This window comes from Chromobacterium sp. FG89, assembly GCF_057808735.1.
Map to the genome: position 1 here is coordinate 214,637 of NZ_JBMDIQ010000001.1, position 19,017 is coordinate 233,653.

General features: G+C 63.1%; 19 protein-coding genes. 14 read left to right on the top strand and 5 right to left on the bottom strand.

What is annotated here, in order from left to right:
* Positions 1-30 precede the first annotated feature (30 nt).
* The 4 genes from folP (at position 31) to ACODRW_RS00985 (ending at position 5,009) form a co-directional block, all read left to right on the top strand.
* Positions 31-873 carry a dihydropteroate synthase gene (gene folP / locus ACODRW_RS00970; protein WP_488904975.1) on the top strand — a complete coding sequence of 281 codons (843 nt, stop codon included), beginning with the start codon at positions 31-33 and terminating at the stop codon, positions 871-873.
* A 78-nt stretch (positions 874-951) separates the two neighbouring features.
* Entirely contained in the window at positions 952-2,286 is a 1,335-nt protein-coding gene (glmM, locus tag ACODRW_RS00975) for a phosphoglucosamine mutase (RefSeq protein WP_488904976.1), read from the top strand.
* 216 nt (positions 2,287-2,502) lie between these two features.
* Entirely contained in the window at positions 2,503-4,446 is a 1,944-nt protein-coding gene (locus ACODRW_RS00980) for an ExeM/NucH family extracellular endonuclease (protein WP_488904977.1), read from the top strand.
* A 5-nt stretch (positions 4,447-4,451) separates the two neighbouring features.
* Entirely contained in the window at positions 4,452-5,009 is a 558-nt protein-coding gene (locus ACODRW_RS00985; protein ID WP_488904978.1) for a rhomboid family intramembrane serine protease, read from the top strand.
* Here ACODRW_RS00985 and alr read toward each other — a convergent pair.
* Positions 4,955-6,028 (bottom strand): alanine racemase, encoded by a 1,074-nt coding sequence (gene alr / locus ACODRW_RS00990; RefSeq protein WP_235086633.1) that lies wholly within the window; start codon positions 6,026-6,028, stop codon positions 4,955-4,957. The two genes, ACODRW_RS00985 and alr, sit on opposite strands and share 55 nt — an antisense overlap.
* A gap of 113 nt (positions 6,029-6,141) precedes the next feature.
* Between alr and ACODRW_RS00995 the strand changes: the two genes are divergently transcribed.
* Positions 6,142-6,762 carry a DedA family protein gene (locus tag ACODRW_RS00995; protein ID WP_107800550.1) on the top strand — a complete coding sequence of 207 codons (621 nt, stop codon included), beginning with the start codon at positions 6,142-6,144 and terminating at the stop codon, positions 6,760-6,762.
* Between the two features lie 67 nt (positions 6,763-6,829).
* Here the strand turns inward: ACODRW_RS00995 and ACODRW_RS01000 are convergent, their stop codons facing one another.
* On the bottom strand, positions 6,830-7,156 hold the full coding sequence (locus tag ACODRW_RS01000; RefSeq protein ID WP_199225927.1) for an FKBP-type peptidyl-prolyl cis-trans isomerase: 327 nt from the start codon (positions 7,154-7,156) through the stop codon (positions 6,830-6,832).
* A 187-nt stretch (positions 7,157-7,343) separates the two neighbouring features.
* Between ACODRW_RS01000 and ACODRW_RS01005 the strand changes: the two genes are divergently transcribed.
* Complete coding sequence (locus tag ACODRW_RS01005) at positions 7,344-8,126, top strand: DUF2189 domain-containing protein (RefSeq protein ID WP_107800548.1); 783 nt, start codon at positions 7,344-7,346, stop codon at positions 8,124-8,126.
* A gap of 11 nt (positions 8,127-8,137) precedes the next feature.
* A complete protein-coding gene (locus ACODRW_RS01010; protein ID WP_488904979.1) occupies positions 8,138-9,088 on the top strand; it encodes a D-2-hydroxyacid dehydrogenase in 951 nt (316 codons plus the stop codon).
* Between the two features lie 296 nt (positions 9,089-9,384).
* On the opposite strand, the gene ACODRW_RS01015 is transcribed toward ACODRW_RS01010, so the two are convergent.
* On the bottom strand, positions 9,385-9,864 hold the full coding sequence (locus ACODRW_RS01015) for a DUF1841 family protein (protein WP_488904980.1): 480 nt from the start codon (positions 9,862-9,864) through the stop codon (positions 9,385-9,387).
* A gap of 56 nt (positions 9,865-9,920) precedes the next feature.
* Between ACODRW_RS01015 and ACODRW_RS01020 the strand changes: the two genes are divergently transcribed.
* A complete protein-coding gene (locus ACODRW_RS01020) occupies positions 9,921-10,406 on the top strand; it encodes a glutathione peroxidase (RefSeq protein ID WP_227104904.1) in 486 nt (161 codons plus the stop codon).
* A gap of 32 nt (positions 10,407-10,438) precedes the next feature.
* On the opposite strand, the gene trmB is transcribed toward ACODRW_RS01020, so the two are convergent.
* Positions 10,439-11,119, bottom strand: coding sequence for a tRNA (guanosine(46)-N7)-methyltransferase TrmB (gene trmB / locus ACODRW_RS01025; RefSeq protein ID WP_107800545.1), 681 nt, complete (start codon positions 11,117-11,119; stop codon positions 10,439-10,441).
* Positions 11,120-11,156: 37 nt separating this feature from the next.
* Positions 11,157-12,077, bottom strand: a complete 921-nt coding sequence (locus ACODRW_RS01030; protein ID WP_227104902.1) for an NAD-dependent epimerase/dehydratase family protein — start codon at positions 12,075-12,077, stop codon at positions 11,157-11,159.
* 38 nt (positions 12,078-12,115) lie between these two features.
* Between ACODRW_RS01030 and ACODRW_RS01035 the strand changes: the two genes are divergently transcribed.
* From ACODRW_RS01035 to arcC, 6 genes are all read left to right on the top strand, one after another.
* Positions 12,116-13,144 (top strand): CDP-6-deoxy-delta-3,4-glucoseen reductase, encoded by a 1,029-nt coding sequence (locus ACODRW_RS01035; protein WP_227104900.1) that lies wholly within the window; start codon positions 12,116-12,118, stop codon positions 13,142-13,144.
* A 263-nt stretch (positions 13,145-13,407) separates the two neighbouring features.
* Positions 13,408-13,536 (top strand): DUF3149 domain-containing protein, encoded by a 129-nt coding sequence (locus ACODRW_RS01040; RefSeq protein WP_019103856.1) that lies wholly within the window; start codon positions 13,408-13,410, stop codon positions 13,534-13,536.
* Between the two features lie 497 nt (positions 13,537-14,033).
* Positions 14,034-15,473: an arginine-ornithine antiporter gene (arcD, locus tag ACODRW_RS01045; RefSeq protein WP_107800543.1), complete on the top strand. Its 1,440-nt coding sequence runs from the start codon at positions 14,034-14,036 to the stop codon at positions 15,471-15,473.
* Positions 15,474-15,558: 85 nt separating this feature from the next.
* Positions 15,559-16,791: an arginine deiminase gene (locus ACODRW_RS01050; protein ID WP_043637845.1), complete on the top strand. Its 1,233-nt coding sequence runs from the start codon at positions 15,559-15,561 to the stop codon at positions 16,789-16,791.
* A 133-nt stretch (positions 16,792-16,924) separates the two neighbouring features.
* Positions 16,925-17,935, top strand: a complete 1,011-nt coding sequence (locus tag ACODRW_RS01055) for an ornithine carbamoyltransferase (protein WP_048409588.1) — start codon at positions 16,925-16,927, stop codon at positions 17,933-17,935.
* Positions 17,936-18,066: 131 nt separating this feature from the next.
* Complete coding sequence (gene arcC, locus ACODRW_RS01060; RefSeq protein WP_488904981.1) at positions 18,067-19,011, top strand: carbamate kinase; 945 nt, start codon at positions 18,067-18,069, stop codon at positions 19,009-19,011.
* The last annotated feature ends 6 nt before the right edge of the window (positions 19,012-19,017 follow it).

The following is a 19,017-nucleotide window of genomic DNA, read 5'->3' on the forward strand; positions in this document are numbered from 1 at the left end:
CCTCCCCCCATCCATGAGCGCAGTCAGATCATGAAACCCTCTTTGCAATGCGGGCGCTTCACGCTCGATCTGTCCCGTCCCTTGGTGATGGGCATTCTGAACGTCACGCCGGACTCCTTCTCCGACGGCGGCCGCTTCAACGCGCTGGACCAGGCTTTGCGCCACGCCGAGCGGATGCTGGCCGAAGGCGCGGCCATTCTAGACATCGGCGGCGAATCGACGCGGCCCAACGCGCCCCATGTCAGCCCGGAACAGGAGATGGAGCGGGTGCTGCCGGTGCTGGAGCGTCTGCGCGACATCGGCGCGCCGCTGTCGCTGGACACCCGCCGCGCGGCGGTGATGCGCGAGGCGCTGGCCTTGGGCGCGGTGGACCTGGTCAACGACGTGTCGGCGCTGGAAGACGCGGGCGCGCTGGAATTGGTGGCGGGCGCGGACGCGGCGATCTGCCTGATGCACAAACAGGGCAATCCGGACACCATGCAGGACCGTCCGGAATACGCGGACGTGGTGGCCGAAGTGGCCGACTATCTGGCGCGGCGCGTCCGGCTGTGTCTGGACGCCGGCGTGATCCGCGAGCGTTTGCTGGTGGACCCCGGCTTTGGCTTCGGCAAGACGCTGGAGCACAATCTGGCCCTGTTGCGGGGCCTGCCCGGGATCGAGCGCGCCGCCGGCGCGCCGCTGCTGGTGGGCTTGAGCCGCAAATCCATGCTGGGCGCGATCACCGGCGAAGCGGTGCCGGCGGAGCGCCTGGGCGCCAGTGTGGCCGTGGCGCTGGAGTCGGCGCGGCGCGGCGCGCGCATCATCCGCGTGCACGACGTCAAGGCCACGCATCAGGCCTTGCAAGTGCTGGATGCTGTGGAAAGTTTGAACTGAGCGCGGTGTCTGGCGCACAATAGCCTGCGTAGCGATTACCGCGGTTGGCCTGAAGCCGGCCGGATTCGAGAGAAAAACATGAGCCGTAAATACTTTGGCACCGATGGCGTGCGCGGCGAGGTCGGTCAATTCCCGATCACGCCGGAATTCGTGATGAAACTGGGCTATGCCGCTGGCCGCGTGCTGGTGGACCACGACAAGGGGCATCGTCCGACGGTGCTGATAGGCAAGGACACCCGGATTTCCGGCTATATGCTGGAAGCCGCGCTGCAGGCCGGCTTTTCCGCCGCCGGCGTCAATGTGCTGCTGACCGGCCCGCTGCCGACGCCGGGCATCGCCTACCTGACCCGCGCGCTGCGCCTGGAGGCCGGGGTGATGATCTCCGCCTCGCACAATCCCTTCCAGGATAACGGCATCAAGTTCTTCGCCGAAGGCGGCAAGAAACTGGACGACGCCGTCGAACTGGAAATCGAGGCGATGCTGGAGCAGCCGATGGCGACCAATCCGTCCGAAGAGCTGGGCCGGGTGCGCCGCATCGAAGGCGCGGTGGAACGCTACATTGAATTCTGCAAGAGCAGCTTCCCCAACGACCGCGACCTCAAGGGTTTGAAACTGGTGGTGGATTGCGCCCACGGCGCCACCTACCACGTGGCGCCCAAGGTGTTCCACGAACTGGGCGCCGAGGTGGTGACCATAGGCGGCGAGCCGGACGGCTACAACATCAACGAGAAGGTGGGCGCCACCTATCCCAAGACCTTGCAGGTGGCGGTGCTGGAGCATCACGCCGATTACGGCATCGCGCTGGACGGAGACGGCGACCGCCTGATCATGGTGGACCGCGAGGGCACGGTGTACGACGGCGATCAGCTGATCTACGTGATCGCCAAGGCGCGCGCGGCCAAGGGCGAGCTCAAGGGCGGCGTGGTGGGCACGGTGATGACCAATCTGGCGATGGAACTGGCGCTGAACAAGCAGGGCGTGGCCTTCGGCCGCGCCAAGGTGGGCGACCGCTACGTATTGGAAATGCTGCACGGCCAGGGCTGGCAGGTGGGGGGCGAAGCTTCCGGCCACATCCTGTGCCTGGATTGCCATTCCACCGGCGACGGCATCATCTCCAGCCTGCAAGTGCTGGCCAGCCTGACCGATCTGGGCATGAGCCTGGCCGACGCCTGCAGCGACTGGCAGCCCTATCCGCAGACGCTGATCAATGTCCGTCACAACGGCTGCGACTGGAAGGGCGCGTCCGCGGAAGCGCTGGCCGCCGCCGAACAGGCGCTGCAAGGCCGCGGCCGCGTGGTGTTGCGCCCGTCCGGCACCGAGCCGGTGGTGCGGGTGATGGTGGAGGCCGACGATAAGGCGCTGGCCGATCAGTGGGCGCAATCCATCGCGGCGGCCATCCAGAGAGTCGCCTGATCGCGACAGCCGGCTTGCGCCGGCGTCAGCACGAAAACGCCAGACATTATTTGTTTGGCGTTTTTTTATTGCCTGAATGGGGAAAGAAACGGCGCTTACTGTTTTCAGGTGAAACATACAGATAGTGACTTTGCGTGCAACTGTATCTAATGACATCTTTTTGTCATTGCGCACTGGTTAGAATCAGCGCTCCTTACGCTCGTGATGATCCATACCATGAAAACAGCAAACGCATTGAAGGCCTTGAGCCCCATCGCCATGGCAGTGGCGCTGGCGATTCCGGCCCTGGCCCAGGCCGCTTGCGGCGCCGCCGGCGCCACCTTGATCCATGATGTGCAGGGCCGCGTCATCGGCAGCCCGCTGCAAGGCAAGACCGTCACCGTAGAGGGCGTGGTCAGCGGCGCCTTCACCGGCGCCGGCCAGCTGCGCGGCTTTTATCTGCAGGAAGAGGCGCGGGATCAGGACGCCGATCCGGCCACCTCGGAAGGCGTGTTCGTCTTCCTCGGCAACCTGGCCGCGCCGACGCTCAAGCCCGGCGACGTGGTGCGCGTCACCGGCAAGGTGTCCGAGTACAGCCGCAAGGGCGACGCCGCCAGCGAAACCCAGATCACCCCGGCCAATCTCGCCGCGGTGGAGCAGTGCGCTTACAGCGAGCCGCTGACTTACGCCAGCCTGCGGCTGCCCTTGCAGTCCAGCGCCCAGCTGGAGGCGCTGGCCGGCATGGCCGTGCGCCTGGAAGGCCCGGTCCACGTCGTCGCCAATTACGACTACGGCCGTTACGGCGAACTGACCTTGTCCAGCCGGCCCAGGTTATGGACCGCCACCCAGCGCTTCCTGCCCGGCAGCGCCGAGGCCAAGGCGTTGAGCGAGGCCAATCAGCTGGACAAGCTGACCCTGGACGACGGCTTGCAGATCCAGAACGCCGACGCCTGGCTGCCGGCGCCCGGCGGCCTCTCCGCCAGCCGCACCCTGCGCAGCGGCGACCGTCTGGACGGCGTGACCGGCGTGGTCAGCTACGCCTTCGGCAAATACCGGCTGCAACCGCTGGCCGCGCCGCGCGTCGCGGCCGGCAATCCGCGCCCGGGCGCGCCCAAGCGCCAGCCGGAGAGCGTGCGCTTCGCCAGCTTCAACGTGCTCAACTTCTTCAACGGCGACGGTCAGGGCAAGGGCTTCCCAACCCTGCGCGGCGCCAAGACCCCGCAGGATTTCGAGCGCCAGCGCGCCAAGATCGTGGCGGCGATTCGCCAGCTGGACGCCGACGTGGTGGGCCTGATGGAAATCGAGAACGACGGTTTCGACCGCTATTCGGCGATCCAGGATCTGGTCAACGCCTTGAATCAGGGCCAGTCGCAGCCCAAGCAATACCAGTTCGCCAATCCCGGCCTGCCGCAGGTGGGCAGCGACGCGATCACCACCGGCCTGATCTACCGTCCGGCCGCGGTGACGGCGCAAGGCAAGGCCGAGGTCAGGACGATAGGCAATCCGCAGAAGAACCGGCCGGCGCTGCTGCAGACCTTTGTGCTGGACGCCAAGAGCAAGACCCGGGTCACCGTGGCGGTCAATCATCTGAAGTCCAAGGGCAGCAGCTGCGCCGACGTGGTGGTGGACGGCCAGGCCGATGTGGACAAGGGCGACGGCCAGGGCAATTGCAATCTGACCCGGGTGCAGGCGGTGCGCGATCTGATGGCCTGGTACGCCACCCGCCCGCAGCCCGGCCCCAACGACGGCATGTTGTTGCTGGGCGATATGAACTCCTACGCCAAGGAAGATCCGATCCGCGCGTTTGAAAGCGCCGGCTTCAACAATCTGTTGGCGCGCTGGAGCCGCGACGCTTACTCCTATGTGTTCAACGGAGAATCCGGCAATCTGGACCACGCCTTGGCCGACAAGCCGCTGAGCGCCATGGTGCTGGCCGCGGGCGAGTGGCACATCAACGCCGACGAGCCGACGGCGCTGGAGTACAGCAGCGAGTTCAAGAGCGCCGAACAGCAGCAGAAGTACTACGCGGCGGACGCCTATCGTTCTTCGGACCATGATCCCCTGTACGTCGACGTGGCGCGCCGCGGCAACGCGGTGGCGGCGGCGGACGAAGGCGGTCTGGCCCTGTTGCTGGGCTTGGGGGCGCTGGGAGCGACGGCGCTGTGGCGCCGCAAGCGCTAAGGTCCATGGCCGGCGGCCGGTCGTTATGGCTGGCCCTGGCCGCGCTGCTGCCGCTGGCCGCGCCCTGGGGCGCGGCGGCTTTGGCCTGGCGCTTCGAGCCGTGGAACGCCGCGGAATGGTGGCGGATGCTGAGCGGAGGCTGGGTGCACGCCGACGCGCGCCACGCCTGCCTCAACAGCGCCGCGCTGGCGGTGCTGGCGTGGCTGGGGCGGGATAGGGCGCCCTTGTTGCTGACGCTGGCCTTGGCGGCGCCTCCGGCCATCGCCGCGATGCAATGGCTGTGGCCGGCGCCGCAGGCCTTCGTCGGCGCCTCCGGCCTGGTGTATTGCTGGTGGGCGGCGCTGGCGCTGACGCAGCCGAACTGGCGCGCTCTGTGGCTGGCCGCCTTGTTGGGCCGGCTGGCTTGGCAGAGCCTGTTCCCGGGGTACTGGAACGGTGGCGAGCCGGTATTGGTATCGGCGCATTGGAGCGGCGCCGCCTTGGGTTTGCTGGCCGCTTGCTGCTGGCTTCAGTTATGGACGAGGCGCGGCACTCGCGGCGCCACCGCGCACATCAGTTCATAGCCCAGGGTGTCGGCGCCAGCCGCGACGCGTTCTATCGGCACTTGCGGGCCCCATAGTTCGACCCGGCTGCCGACGCCGGCTTGCGGCAGCTTGCTCAAATCCACCGCCAGCATGTCCATGGACACCCGGCCAACCGTACCCGTCGGCTGGCCGTCCACCGCGACCGGCGTGCCGTTGTCGGCGATGCGCGGATAGCCGTCGGCATAGCCGCAGGCGACGATGCCGACGCGCATTTCGCCTTCGGCCACCAGACGGCGGCCGTAGCCGACGGCGTCGCCGGCTGGCACCTTTTGCACCGCGATGACGCGGCTGCTCAGCGTCATCGCCGCTTGCAGGCCCAGGCCGGCGCCGTCTACGTCGGCGAAGGGCGAACAGCCGTAGAGCACGATGCCGGGGCGCACGACGGCGCCGTGGGTATGCGGGTGGCGGAACAAGGCGGCGGAGTTGGCGGCGCTGACCGGCAAGGCGCTGGGGGCGATCAAGGGCTGGAAGCGTCCCCATTGCTCGGCGACGCCGTAGTCGTCGTCGGCGGTGGCGAAGTGGGTCATCAAGGCGTCGAGGCGCGCGCCGGGCAAGGCGCGCAATTGAGCGAGCGCGTGCGCGGCTTCCGCCGGCGTGAAACCCAGCCGGTTCATGCCGCTATTGATCTTGAGCCAGCAGGAAACCGGCTGTTTGGCGGAACCTTTGGCCAGCCAGCTTATCTGTTGTTGGGAATGTATCGCGCCGCCCAACCGGTAATGCGCCATCGCCGCGGCCTCTTCGGCGTCGAAGGCGCCTTCCAGCAGCACGATATCCTGCTGGACGCCGGCTTCGCGCAAGCGGACGGCGTCCTCGATATTGAGCAGGGCGAAGCCGTCGGCGACATCGGCCAGCGCCTGGACCGCGTCGAGCAGGCCATGGCCGTAGGCATTGGCCTTGAGCACGGCGTAGGCCTTGGATTGCGGGGCTTGGGCGCGGGATAGCAGGTAGTTGTGGCGGATGGCGGCGCGGTGGATTTCCACCTGGATAGGGCGAGTCATGTCAAGAAAGTCTGCGTTGGAGGTGTGCTATTATAAGCCCCTGGTGATGTACCCCGATAACGCAGCCGCGCCAGGATCGTCCTGAACGGAGACATGGCGGCAAGCGGAACAAAATGGACACTCTGCAAATACTTCTCGATTTTTTCACTGGCTACGGCTACATCGCCGTATTCACCGTGTTGCTGGTATGCGGTTTCGGCGTGCCGATTCCCGAGGACATCACCTTGGTGGCCGGAGGCATCATTTCCGGCCTCGGCTACACCAATGTGCATTGGATGTTTTTCGTCGGCATGGCCGGGGTGCTGGCCGGCGACGGCATCATGTTCACCGCCGGGCGAGTATTCGGCAACAGGGTGCTGAAATTCCGGCCGATCGCGCGCATTCTGACCCAGGAGCGTTTCGAGGCGGTGCAGGAAAAGTTCGAAAAATACGGCAATTGGGTGCTGTTCGTCGCCCGTTTCCTGCCTGGACTGCGTTCCCCCATCTTCATCACCGCCGGCATGACCCGCCGCATTTCCTACTGGCGTTTCCTGGTGATGGACGGCTTCGCCGCGCTGATTTCGGTGCCGGTCTGGGTGTATCTAGGCTATTACGGCGCGGCCAATCGCGAGTGGCTGATGACCATGGTGCACCGCGGTCAGGCCGGCATTCTGGCGGTGGTGGCGGCCTTGCTGCTGGGCGTGGCCTTCGTCTGGATGCGTCGTCGTCGTCAGCATCAGTGCGTGAAGAAATAAGCCCGCGTCATCCCATAAAAAAAGCTTCCCTGAGGAAGCTTTTTTTACGTCCTTGCGCTCTTGGGTTTCAACCCACTTGCAAGAGCTCCACTTCGAACACCAGGGTGGCGTTGGGCGGGATCACGCCGCCGGCGCCGCGCGCGCCGTAGCCGAGCTCGGCCGGGATGGTCAGCTTGCGCTTGCCGCCCACTTTCATGCCGACCACGCCCTGGTCCCAGCCCTTGATCACATAACCGTCGCCCAGCGGGAAGCTGAACGGCTGGAAGCGGTCCTTGCTGGAATCGAACTTGGTGCCGTCGGTCAGCCAGCCGGTGTAATGCACGGTGACTTCCTGGCCGATGACGGCTTCGGCGCCGTCGCCTATCGCCAGTTCTTCGATAATCAGTTCGCTCATGATATGTCCTTGTCGCGCAAGCGCTGAATGAGGCCCGGCCCGGCGGCGCGGAAGGCGGCGCTCGCCAAGGGCCGTGGCAATCGCGGGATTATAGCAGCCGGACGGCCGGCTTGTGTTTTACGACGCGTGGCGTATAACGGTAAGGATGCGGGGCTGCCTCGCATCGTATCCTTGAGGGGGACTTGTCATGGACGCGACTCACGATATCCCGCGCGACCGCCCGGTTGCGCGCAGGGTGGAAACCTCCCGGCCGTTGCAATGGCTGAAAAAAGGCTTCCGCGACTTTCAAAAAGCCCCGGCCGACTGCCTGTTTTACGGCGCGGTTTTCGTGTTGATGGGGTATTTGCTGACCTTGTACTCCGAGCACTCTCCTGAACTGATCATCACCTTCGCCACCATCTTCCTGTTGGCCGGCCCCTTCCTGGCCATCGGCCTGTACGACATCGCCAAGCAGATGGAGGCTTTCGACGGCCATGGCAGGGTCAAGCTGGCGCACAGCATGGCGGCCTGGCGCGTCAATCTGCCTGCCTTCACCTTGTATGCGGCCTTGCTGGCGGTGCTGGTGTTCGGCTGGTTCCGGGTGTCCTTGCTGATGTTCGCGCTGTTCTACGACACCGCGGCCTTGCCGTCCTTGAACGACATCGTGGCCAACGCTTTCAACCCGGACAATGTCGTCTTCCTGGTGGCCTATTTCGCGGTGGGCTTTGTGTTCGCTCAGGTGGTGTTCTCGGTCAGCGTGGTTTCCATTCCCTTGATGCTGGATAAGGAAGTGGACACCGTCACCGCGATGATCGCCAGCGTGCAGGCGGTGCTGAAGAATGTGCTGACGATGGGGATATGGGCGGCTATCATTGTGGCCTTGAGCGCGGTGGGCTTTGTGACCTATTTCCTGGGCCTGATCATCATCATGCCGGTGCTGGCGCTGGCCAGCTGGCATGCTTACCGCGATTTGATCACCTTTGAGAGATGACTGAATAGCTGATGACCCACTCCGTCGTGTTTCTTGACCGGGACAGCTTGCCTGTCCCGGTTCCGCTTTTGCCGTTCCCGTCCGAATATCACGAGTTCCCCTCCACCAGCATCGAAGACGCGGCGATGAACTGTTCGGGGGCTGACATTGTTATCACCAACAAGGTGCCGCTGCGGCGGGAAACCCTGGAGCAACTGCCCGGCCTGAAGCTGGTGGCGATCGCCGCCACCGGTTACAACCACGTCGATCTGGACGCCTGTCGCGACTTGGGCATCGCGGTGTGCAATATTCGCCATTACGGCGACGACACCGTGGCCGAACACGCCTTGACCCTGATGCTGGCCCTGGCCAAGAACTTGCCGGCCTACCAGCGCGACGTCGCTGCCGGCGTGTGGCAGCAGTCGCGGCAGTTCTGCCATTTCGGCGCGCCGATCCGAGATTTGCGCGGCGCGACTCTGGGCATCGTCGGCGCGGGCGGCATCGGCCTGCGCTTAGCGGAGCTGGCCGGCGCGCTTGGCATGCAGGTGATGTTCGTCGAACGCAAAGGCGCCAAGGAAGTGCGTTCCGGGCATGTGGCTTTTGCCGAGGCTCTGGCGCAGGCCGATGTGATTTCGCTGCATTGCCCGTTGACCGAGGACACCCGGGACCTGATCGCCCAGCCGGAATTGATCGTGATGAAGCCGGGTGCCTTGTTGATCAATACCGCGCGCGGTGGCCTGGTCAACGAGGAAGATCTGGTGGCCGCGCTCAAGTATGGGCAGTTGGGCGGCGCCGGTTTCGACGTTCTGAGCGAAGAGCCGCCGGTTCACGGCAATCCCTTGCTGAAAACCCGCTTGCCCAATCTGATCGTCACCCCTCATATCGGCTGGGCCAGCCGGCAGGCGATGGAGCGTTTGGCCGCGCAGCTGGTGGACAATATCGCCGCTTTCGTAGCGGGCATCGAGCGCAATCGTTTGTTGTGAGTTTGGGGCGTCAAGCCGGCGTAGGCCGGCTTTTTTGACGGCGCATTTTAAATTATATATTCATATAAATGATTGGATATTTTATTTATTGTTAACTGTTAAAAAACTATTTGCATTTTGTTTATTGTGAGAATAGCATGAGGAGGCTCTTCTGGCTTTGCCAGTACGAGCTGCCCCGCTTGATCGCCGTGGAGGGTTTCCCCCCACGGCTCTTTTTTTGCCTGTTTCGCGGCCATGCAAAACGCCCGGCGGAACCGGGCGTTGGGCTTGAGTCGGCGTCTGCCGGCCGTGCGGCGTCAGTCCGGGACGTCGTTGGGGTTGATGCGAGGCTGTTCCTCCGCCCCCATGCCCAGCTTGCCGCGAATACAGCCGATGTAGCGGTTCACGTCCGGACCGCCGCCATGGTGCTGAGCGTGCCAGATCATTTCGCCCAGACAGTCCATCATCGCATGTTGCGCCTGATGCTCGCTGCCCAGGCGCAGCGCCAGCTGCGCGTACAGAGAGCGGATGCCGAAGGGCTGGTCTATGGAGCGCTGTTCCTCAATCGCCACATGCAGGCCCAGATGCAGGAAGGGATTGCTCTGGCCCATTTCCGGCGTCCACTCCTGTTCCATATACTGTTCCGGCCGATCCAGAATGGCGTGATACTCCGGGTGGTCTATAAGAATGGGGAGCACCAGTTTTTCCAGGTCGGACAGGTCCGTTCCGGATTTGGATTTCTGCCAGGTGTCGAAGAAGAAGCGCCGGGCGTCCTGCCGGCTGGGATTGAACAACATCGGATAGTGCCTGAGTGGATTCTCGGGAGCGCTCATTATACGAGACGGAGGTGGCCATGACCACGCTTTACGACTTCTCCGCCGCGCGCATAGACGGCAGCGAACAGCCGCTGTCGGCGTACGCCGGCCAAGTGGCGCTAGTGGTGAATACCGCCAGCGAGTGCGGCTACACCCGGCAATACGCCGGCTTGCAGGACTTGCAGCATAGTCTGGGCGGCCGCGGTCTGGCGGTGCTGGGTTTCCCCTGCAATCAGTTCGGCGGCCAGGAGCCGGGCGACGAGGCCGAGATCGAGCGTTTTTGCCGGACGCGTTTCGAGGTGGATTTCCCTCTGTTCGCCAAGGTGGAAGTCAACGGGCCGCGCGCCCATCCGCTGTGGCGTTGGCTGACCCAGGCGGATTCCACCCACCCGCACCCGGTGAAGTGGAACTTCACCAAATTCCTGATCGACGCCAGGGGCAGGGTGGTCAAGCGCTACGAGCCGGCGGTGGAGCCGCATGAATTGCTGGAGGATATCGAGGCCTTGCTGCCTAAAGGCGGCTGAGACCCGCCGCTGGCGGCGGGTCCGGGCGGACATCAGCGCCGGCGGAAAATCACGTCCCACACGCCGTGGCCCAGCTTGATGCCGCGGGCTTCGAACTTGGTCAGCGGGCGGTAGTCCGGGCGCGGCGCGTAGCCGTCGGCGGTGTTGACCAGCTGAGGCTGGCCGCTGAACACCTCCATGATCTGCAGCGCGTAGTCTTCCCAGTCGGTGGCGGCGTGCAGATAGCCGCCCGGCTTGAGCTTGGCGACCAGCTTCTCCACTAGCGGGGCCTGAATCAGGCGGCGCTTGTTGTGGCGCTTCTTGTGCCAGGGGTCGGGGAAGAAAATATGCACGCCGTCCAGGCTGCCGTCGGCCAGCATGTGGTCCAGCACTTCCACCGCGTCGTGGCGGATGATGCGCAGATTGCTCAATTCCTTTTCCGCGATCAGCTTGCACAGATTGCCGACGCCGGGCGAATGCACTTCCACGCCCAGGTAGTCCTGAGCCGGATTGGCGGCGGCGATTTCGGCGGTGGCGCCGCCCATGCCGAAGCCGATTTCCAGGATCTTGGGCGCGGCGCGGCCGAAGGCCTGCTCCAGATCGATGCGCTCGGGGCGGTATTCGATGCCCCAGCGCGGCATGCCTTCGTCCATCGCGCGTTGCTGGCCGGGAGACAGATGGCCTTGGCGCAGCACGAAGCTGCGGATGGCGCGTTGAAATGCCGGATTTTCCATAGAGAAGCCTGCTTAAAAACTCAAAAAAACCGCGATGTTACCGAATCTTGGCCGCCGAAGCGAGTGCGGCGGCGATGCGCTCCGGCGCTTGGGCCAGCGCCGCCAGGTAGTCGGCGGTGTCGGGCCAGCGGGGAGCCGGCAGCAATTCCCGGCGCAAGCGCCGGTTGTTAAGCCGTCTGGACTCCATCATATAAGACCATAGACCAGCGGAGACCCGGGCGCGGACCTCCTCCCGCGGCAACAGGGGCGGCAAGGTCAGGTCCAGCGCGGCGGCCAGCCGGCGATACCATTCGCTGATCGGCAGCGGCTGATCGTCGCTGGCGTTGAATACGCGCGGACCGCCGCGGCATTGCAGCAAGGCGGCCACGCAGGCGGCGGCGAGGTCGTCGGCGTGGATGTGATTGCTCCAGCTGTCCTCCTCCGGCCGGATCAGCGGCGTTTGCGAGGCGAAGCGGCTCAAGGGCAGGCGGTCGTCGGCGTAGATGCCCGGCGCGCGCAGCACCGTCAACTGGCAGCCGTGGGCGGCGGCGAAGCCGCGTAAGCAGGTTTCCGCGTCCAGGCGGCGCCAGGCGCGGTCATTGTGCGGGCGGAGGCGGGCGCCTTCGTCCAGCAAAGCCCCGTCGGCATTGCCGTACACGCCGCTGGTGCTGATATAGACTAGACGCTGTGGTATCCTGCAACCTTTTGCCAACGCAGACAACAACTTGCGCATGCGCAAGTCCTTGCGGCCGATTTCCTGGGGGGGAGCGGTCAGCAGCAGATCGTCGGCCAGGCCGGCCAAACGGCGCAAAGCGCGGGGGTCGTCCAGATCGCCCCGGATGGGCGTGACGCCCTGGCGGCGCAGCGCTTCCGCGCTAGCGTTGGAACGGCACAGCGCCAGCACCCGCCAGCGGCGGGTCAGTTCCGGCAGGGCGCGGCGCGCGACATCGCCGGCGCCGATGATCATTAAGGTTCGCATGATGCGCATTTTAGCCAGATATTGAGTAGAGGAAATAGATGACAGCGCAGGTGAAAGTGCTCCCCAGCGGGCATACATTTGGCGTCGAGCCGCATGAAACCGTATTGGAAGCGGCGTTGCGCCAGGGCGTGGGCCTGCCTTACGGCTGCCGCGACGGCGCGTGCGGCGCCTGCAAAGGCAAGGTGGTGGAAGGCGAAGTGAGCCAGGACGGTTTCCAGGAAAAGGCCTTGACCGAGGCCGAACGCGCCCAGGGCATGGCGCTGTTCTGTTGCGCCCGCCCCAAGGGCGACATCGCCATCGAGGCGCGCGAAGTGGCCGGCGCCGGCGACATCCAGATCAAGACCTTGCCGTGCCGCGTAGAGAAAATCGAAAAAATCCACGACGTGGCGGTGCTCAAGCTCAAGCTGCCGGTGTCCGAGCGCTTGCAGTTCAAGGCTGGCCAATACATCGACATCCTGATGAAGGACGGCAAGAAGCGCAGTTTTTCCATCGCCAACGCGCCGCATGACGATGCTTTCCTGGAACTGCATATCCGCAATCAGCCGGGCGGCTCTTTTTCCGAGTATGTGTTCAGTCAGATGAAGGAGCGCGAGATCATGCGCTTCAAAGGCCCGCTGGGCTCTTTCTTCCTGCGCGAGGACTCCGACAAGCCCATTCTCTTCGTGGCCAGCGGCACCGGCTTCGCGCCGGTCAAGGGCATCATCGAGCACGCGATTCATAGCGGCATCCAGCGCGAGATGGTGTTCTACTGGGGCGCGCGCACCAAGGCGGATCTTTACATGGCGGATCTGGCCGGCGCCTGGCAGGCGCAGCATCCCAACATCACCTTCATCCCCGTGCTGTCCGACGCGCTGCCGGGCGACGAGTGGGCGGGCCGCACCGGTTTTGTTCACCAGGCGGTGCTGGAGGATTTCGACGATCTGGCCGGCTATCAGGTTTACGCCTGCGGCGCGCCGCTGATGGTGGAGGCCGCGCACGGCAGCTTCACCCGCGAGCGCGGCTTGCCGGAAGACGAGTTCTTCTCCGACGCCTTCTTCCTGTCCAAGGACATGGGCGGCAGCAAGTGAACACGCCGGCGAGACAGGGATGACGTAAGCCGATTTTTTCAGCTGAACTGATTCGAACTGTATCGCCTGACGCACAACTGTAATGATATAAGTTGCTGATTTTTAGGAAATGAGCCCTTGGCGCGAGCCAGGGGCTTTTTATTTGTCTTGCATCAAACTTGGGGGTCATGCCATTTGATTTGCGTCAATGGACGGGCCGCCCAACTGGCTAAGATGAGGATCAAGAAACCTATATGGGGCGTGGCCCCGGAAAAGGAGTGGCGATGGAACTTCTGACTCTTCTTCTTTCCGACGATGTCGGCATTTTAAGCTTGGTGACCATTGTGGTGACCACCTTGGTGGTGCTGGGCGCTCTGGTGGCGATTTTCAAGAACGTGAAAAAACCGGAGTGAGCGCCTGGGCAAACAGGATGTGTTTATCCTCTTGATGTGTGTGTTGGTGGATGCGGTGGTGGGCCGCATCCACTTTTTTTTTGCCCGCAATTGCCGTGGCCGCCTGCCTTATTCTCTGTTTCCTCTCTCTATCTTTATCTCACTGCTTCTTTGTCCCGTCTCTTTATGGCCGTTTGCGGCTCTTCTCTATTGGACGCGTTCAGACAATCTGATATTGCGTTTTATTTTTAATAAAAATTAAATACAAAATTAATTAAATGTTTTGTGCGCAGCACAATTGTTAGTTCTGCCAATTGTGTCTGGGGCTTCTATAAAGCTTTTGTTCTAATGTCGGGATGGGGCGAATGGAGCGGGAGGACGCTATTTGACGCAGGTCAAACGGATGTTCGACTGTTCTGGCGATCACTAAATCCGGGGTATACCATTGTCTCAGATGATAAGAATTTAATTATATAACAACAGATTTGCAGGTTAATGTACTCTCACGGAGAACGAAAATGTCTACGGAAACTGAAACCCAAGGCGGCGGCGCTCCCAAGCTCAAGCTTGGCGCGCTGACCGCTCTGGTGGTGGGCTCCATGATCGGCGGCGGCATCTTCTCGCTACCGCAGAACATGGCGGCGGGCGCCGGAGCCGGCGCCATCTTGATCGGTTGGGTGATTACCTTCTTCGGGATGTTGACTCTGGCATTCGCCTTTCAGATGCTGGCCAATCGCAAACCGGAAGTGGAGGGCGGCGTCTACGGCTACGCCAAGGCGGGTTTCGGCAACTATATGGGCTTCAACTCGGCCTGGGGTTACTGGATTTCGGCCTGGATCGGCAACGTGTCCTACTTTGTGGTGATGTTCTCGGCGCTGGCCTTCTGGTTCCCGGTGTTCGGCGAAGGCAATACCACCACCGCCATCGTCTGCGCGTCCATTCTGTTGTGGGCCTTGCACTTCCTGGTGTTGCGCGGCGTGCACGGCGCGGCCTTCATCAACACCATCACCACCGTGGCCAAACTGGTGCCGCTGGCGCTGTTCATCCTGCTGGTCATTTTCGCCTTCAAAGTGGATACCTTTAATCTGGACTTCTGGGGCTCGGCCAAACTCGGCTCGGTCGTCGATCAAGTCAAGAGCACCATGTTGGTGACGGTATGGGTGTTCATCGGCATCGAAGGCGCGTCGATGTTCTCCAGCCGTGCGGAAAACATGAAAGAAGTGGGCAAGGCCACCGTGATCGGCTTCCTGCTGACCATCGCTCTGCTGGTTGCGGTATCGGTGCTGTCGCTGGGCGTGATGTCGCAAACTGAACTGGCCGCGCTGAAGAACCCGTCCACCGCCTATGTGCTGGAAAAAGCCATCGGCCCCTGGGGCGCCAATCTGATGAACGCCGGTTTGGTGATCTCGGTGGGCGGCGCGCTGCTGGCCTGGACGCTGCTGGCTTCCGAAGCGCCCTACCTGGCGGGCAAGGACGGCGTGATGCCCAAAGTGTTCGGCACCACCAACGCCAATGGCTCCCCGGCCGCCTCGCTGTGGCTGACCAACGGCCTGATCCAACTGTTCCTGATCATCACGCTGTTCAGTTCCGCGGGCTACCTGGCGTTGCTGTCGCTGGCCACCTCGATGATTCTGATTCCTTACCTGTTGTGCTCCGGCTACGCCTTGCTGGTGGCCAAGCGCGGCGAGGGCTACGCCCAGGGCGAATCCAGCGGCAAAGAGTTCAGCATCGCCGCCGTCGCCTCGGTCTACGGCGTCTGGCTGATCTACGCCGCCGGCCTGAAGTATCTGTTCCTGTCCATGGTGCTGTACGCCCCGGGCCTGCTGTTCTACCTGTGGGCTCGCAAGGAACGCGGCGAGAAAGCGTTCACCGGCGCCGAGGCGGTACTGGCTGCGCTGATTGTAGTGGCGGGTTTGTTCGCCGCCTACGAACTGGCTACCGGAGCGCTGACGCTCTAAGCCGGAACCTTGTAAGAAGATTACCGGAGGCGCGCGAGATCCACGGGCCTCCACCAGCTCCCCCAATATCATTAAGGAGTTTGTCATGACCAAGTTTGGTGTTCATTCCGAGTGCGGCAAGTTGCGAACTGTGATGGTGTGCCGTCCCGGCCTGGCGCATAAGCGCCTGACCCCGGACAACTGCCACGGCCTGTTGTTCGATGACGTGATCTGGGTGGAACGCGCACAGAAAGACCATGCTTACATGGTTGAGCAAATGCGCTCCCGCGGCATCGAAGTGGTGGAGGTGCACGACGCGCTGGCCAAGGTCTTGGACGACAAAGCTTCCCGTGCCTGGATCCTGGACCGCAAGGTCAAGGCCGACAACGTAGGTATCGGCATGTTGCGCGATCTGCGCAGCTGGCTGGACGAAATGCCGTCTTCGCAACTGGCCGAGCATCTGGTGGGCGGCATCGCCAAATTCGAACTGCCGTTCGACCCGAAAGGCCTGTTCGGCGGCTATCTGGACCAATCCGAATTCGTGCTGCCGCCGGTGCCGAACAGCCTGTTCCAGCGCGACCCGTCTTGCTGGATTTATGAAGGCGTGACGCTGAACCCGATGTACTGGCCGGCGCGTCGTCAGGAAACCCTGATTCTGCAATCCATCTACAAATTCCACCCGATGTTCGCCGGCAAGGTGAAAGTATGGTGGGGCGATTGCGACCAGGAACACGGCCCGGCCACGCTGGAAGGCGGCGACGTGATGCCTATCGGCAACGGCGTGGTCCTGATCGGCATGGGCGAGCGCACCAGCCCGCAGGCGGTGGTGCAAGTGGCCAAGCGCGTGCTGGGCAAGGAAGGCGGCGCCACTCGCGTGATCGCTTGCCAGATGCCTAAGTCCCGTGCGGCGATGCACCTGGATACCGTGTTCAGCTTCCTCGACATCGATCTCTTGTCGTTGTTCCCGGACGTGGTGGACGACATCACTTGCACCAGCATGTACGTTGGCGACCGCGAAGGCGAAATCCGCTTCGAACGCCACGAAGGCGTGCATCTGGTGGAAGTGGTGCGCCAGGCGCTGGGTCTCAAGGAAATCCGCGTGATCCAGACCGGCGGTGACGCCTACCAGCGCGAACGCGAACAGTGGGACGACGGCAACAACGTGGTGGCGCTGGATCGCCGCGTGGTGGTGGCCTACGACCGCAACACCTATACCAACCGCCTGATGCGCGAGCATGGCGTGGAAGTGATCGAGATTCCGGCTTCCGAGCTGGGCCGCGGCCGCGGCGGCGGTCACTGCATGACCTGCCCGATCACTCGCGACGAAGTGAAACTGTAATTCAGCTGTAGTGTCCCGGCCGCAGGCGCGGCCGGGAGGAAAACCCAAGATTCATGTGCAAAAAGACAGGTTGACCGCCGGTTTCCCCGGAAACGACGGCCGGCTTGCCCAGACTCTAATCAGGAGCAATATCATGGCTTTCAATCTGCGCAACCGTAACTTCCTCCGCATGCTGGACTTCACCCCGCGCGAAATCCGCTACATGCTCGACCTGGCCCGCGACCTGAAGCGCGCCAAGTACACCGGCACCGAACAGCAGCACCTGAAGGGCAAGAACATCGCCCTGATCTTTGAAAAAACCTCCACCCGCACCCGCTGCGCGTTTGAAGTGGCTTGCTACGACCAGGGCGCCAACGTGACTTACCTTGGGCCGTCCGGTTCGCAAATCGGCATCAAGGAATCGATGAAGGACACCGCTCGCGTGTTGGGCCGTATGTATGACGCGATCGAATACCGCGGCTTCGACCAGCACATGGTGGAAACCGAGTTGGCCAAGTTCGCCGGCGTGCCGGTATACAACGGTCTGACCGATGAATGGCACCCGACCCAGATGCTGGCCGACGTGCTGACCATGTGGGAAAACAGCGACAAGCCCATCTCCCAGATCAGCTACACCTATCTGGGCGACGCCCGCAACAATATGGGCAACTCCCTGCTGGTGATCGGCGCCAAACTGGGCATGGACGTGCGCATCGGCGCGCCCAAGCACCTGTGGCCGACCGACGAACTGGTGGCTCAGTGCCGCGAAATCGCCGCCAAGACCGGCGCGCGCATCACGCTGACCGAGGACGCCAAAGCGGCGGTCAAGGGCACCGACTTCATCCACACCGACGTATGGGTATCCATGGGCGAGCCGGCCGAAGTCTGGGCCGAACGCATCAAGCTGCTGAAGCCTTACCAAGTGAACGCCGCGCTGATGGCCGCCGCCGAGAATCTGCAAGTGAAGTTCATGCACTGCCTGCCGGCCTACCATAACAGCGAAACCAAGGTGGGCAAGGAAATCGCCGCGCAATATCCGGACCTGGCCAACGGCATCGAAGTGACCGAGGACGTGTTCGAGTCCGAGGCTTGCATCGCTTTCGAACAGGCCGAAAACCGCATGCACACCATCAAAGCCATCCTGGTGGCCACGCTGGGCGATTGATCCGGCCCTAGGCATCCCTAGCTGCACTTTGCCGGCCAAGGCTTCCCTGACCGGGAACCTTGGCCGGTTTCACATCAAGCACGCGGCTCGCCGTCGCAGACGGCGGGCGCGGCAATAGCGAGGAATAGAATATGCGAGTCGTCGTAGCTCTGGGCGGCAATGCCCTGCAACGTCGCGGCGAGGCCATGACCGCCGACAACCAGCGCGCCAACGTCAAAGTGGCCGCCGAACAACTGGCCGGCGTGACCCGGCTGGGCCATAACCTGGTGATGTGCCACGGCAACGGGCCGCAAGTGGGCCTGCTGGGCCTGCAGAACGACGCCTACGCCCGCCACGTGGACGAAAAAGTGACGCCCTATCCGCTGGACGTGCTGGGCGCGCAGACCGAAGGCATGATCGGCTACATGGTTGAGCAGGAACTGGGCAATGTGCTGCCCTTCGACGTACCGATCGCCACCATCCTGACCCAGACCGAAGTGGACGCCAAGGACCCGGCCTTCAAGAATCCGACCAAATTCGTCGGCCCGGTTTACAGCAAGGAAGAGGCGGACAAGCTGGCCGCGGAAAAAGGCTGGACGGTGAAGGCCGACGGCGAATACTTCCGCCGCGTGGTGCCCAGCCCGAAACCGAAGCGCATCTTCGAAATGCGCCCGATCAAGTGGCTGATCGAAAAAGGCGTGGTCGTGATCGCCGCCGGCGGCGGCGGCATCCCCACCATGTACGAGGGCGACAAGCTGGTGGGCGTGGAAGCGGTGATCGACAAGGATCTAGCCTCCGCCTTGCTGGCGCGTGAAATCGACGCCGATTACTTCGTGATCGCCACCGACGTGAAGAGCGTGTTCATCGGTTGGGGCACGCCGGAAGCCAAGGCGATCAAGCAGGCCCATCCGGACGAGATGGACAAACTGGGTTTCGCCGCCGGCTCGATGGGCCCGAAAGTGGAGGCGGCTTGCGAGTTTGCCCGTCTGACCGGCAAGAAGGCCGTGATCGGCGCGCTGGAAGACATCGAGAAAATCGTCAAGGGCGAGGCCGGCACGGTGATCTCCACCGAGCAGGCCGGCATCAGCTGGTATTGATGCCGT

Bases quoted from the DNA above. Each gene is read 5' to 3' on its own strand.
- arcD (WP_107800543.1), top strand. From the start codon at position 14,034: ATGTCTACGGAAACTGAAACCCAAGGCGGCGGCGCTCCCAAGCTCAAG.
- folP (WP_488904975.1), top strand. From the start codon at position 31: ATGAAACCCTCTTTGCAATGCGGGCGCTTCACGCTCGATCTGTCCCGT.
- ACODRW_RS01015 (WP_488904980.1), bottom strand. From the start codon at position 9,864: ATGTTGTTCAATCCCAGCCGGCAGGACGCCCGGCGCTTCTTCTTCGAC.
- ACODRW_RS00995 (WP_107800550.1), top strand. From the start codon at position 6,142: ATGGACACTCTGCAAATACTTCTCGATTTTTTCACTGGCTACGGCTAC.
- ACODRW_RS01035 (WP_227104900.1), top strand. From the start codon at position 12,116: ATGACAGCGCAGGTGAAAGTGCTCCCCAGCGGGCATACATTTGGCGTC.
- glmM (WP_488904976.1), top strand. From the start codon at position 952: ATGAGCCGTAAATACTTTGGCACCGATGGCGTGCGCGGCGAGGTCGGT.
- alr (WP_235086633.1), bottom strand. From the start codon at position 6,028: ATGACTCGCCCTATCCAGGTGGAAATCCACCGCGCCGCCATCCGCCAC.
- ACODRW_RS01000 (WP_199225927.1), bottom strand. From the start codon at position 7,156: ATGAGCGAACTGATTATCGAAGAACTGGCGATAGGCGACGGCGCCGAA.
- ACODRW_RS01050 (WP_043637845.1), top strand. From the start codon at position 15,559: ATGACCAAGTTTGGTGTTCATTCCGAGTGCGGCAAGTTGCGAACTGTG.
- ACODRW_RS01040 (WP_019103856.1), top strand. From the start codon at position 13,408: ATGGAACTTCTGACTCTTCTTCTTTCCGACGATGTCGGCATTTTAAGC.
- ACODRW_RS01010 (WP_488904979.1), top strand. From the start codon at position 8,138: ATGACCCACTCCGTCGTGTTTCTTGACCGGGACAGCTTGCCTGTCCCG.
- ACODRW_RS01030 (WP_227104902.1), bottom strand. From the start codon at position 12,077: ATGCGAACCTTAATGATCATCGGCGCCGGCGATGTCGCGCGCCGCGCC.
- arcC (WP_488904981.1), top strand. From the start codon at position 18,067: ATGCGAGTCGTCGTAGCTCTGGGCGGCAATGCCCTGCAACGTCGCGGC.
- ACODRW_RS01005 (WP_107800548.1), top strand. From the start codon at position 7,344: ATGGACGCGACTCACGATATCCCGCGCGACCGCCCGGTTGCGCGCAGG.
- trmB (WP_107800545.1), bottom strand. From the start codon at position 11,119: ATGGAAAATCCGGCATTTCAACGCGCCATCCGCAGCTTCGTGCTGCGC.
- ACODRW_RS00985 (WP_488904978.1), top strand. From the start codon at position 4,452: ATGGCCGGCGGCCGGTCGTTATGGCTGGCCCTGGCCGCGCTGCTGCCG.
- ACODRW_RS01020 (WP_227104904.1), top strand. From the start codon at position 9,921: ATGACCACGCTTTACGACTTCTCCGCCGCGCGCATAGACGGCAGCGAA.
- ACODRW_RS00980 (WP_488904977.1), top strand. From the start codon at position 2,503: ATGAAAACAGCAAACGCATTGAAGGCCTTGAGCCCCATCGCCATGGCA.
- ACODRW_RS01055 (WP_048409588.1), top strand. From the start codon at position 16,925: ATGGCTTTCAATCTGCGCAACCGTAACTTCCTCCGCATGCTGGACTTC.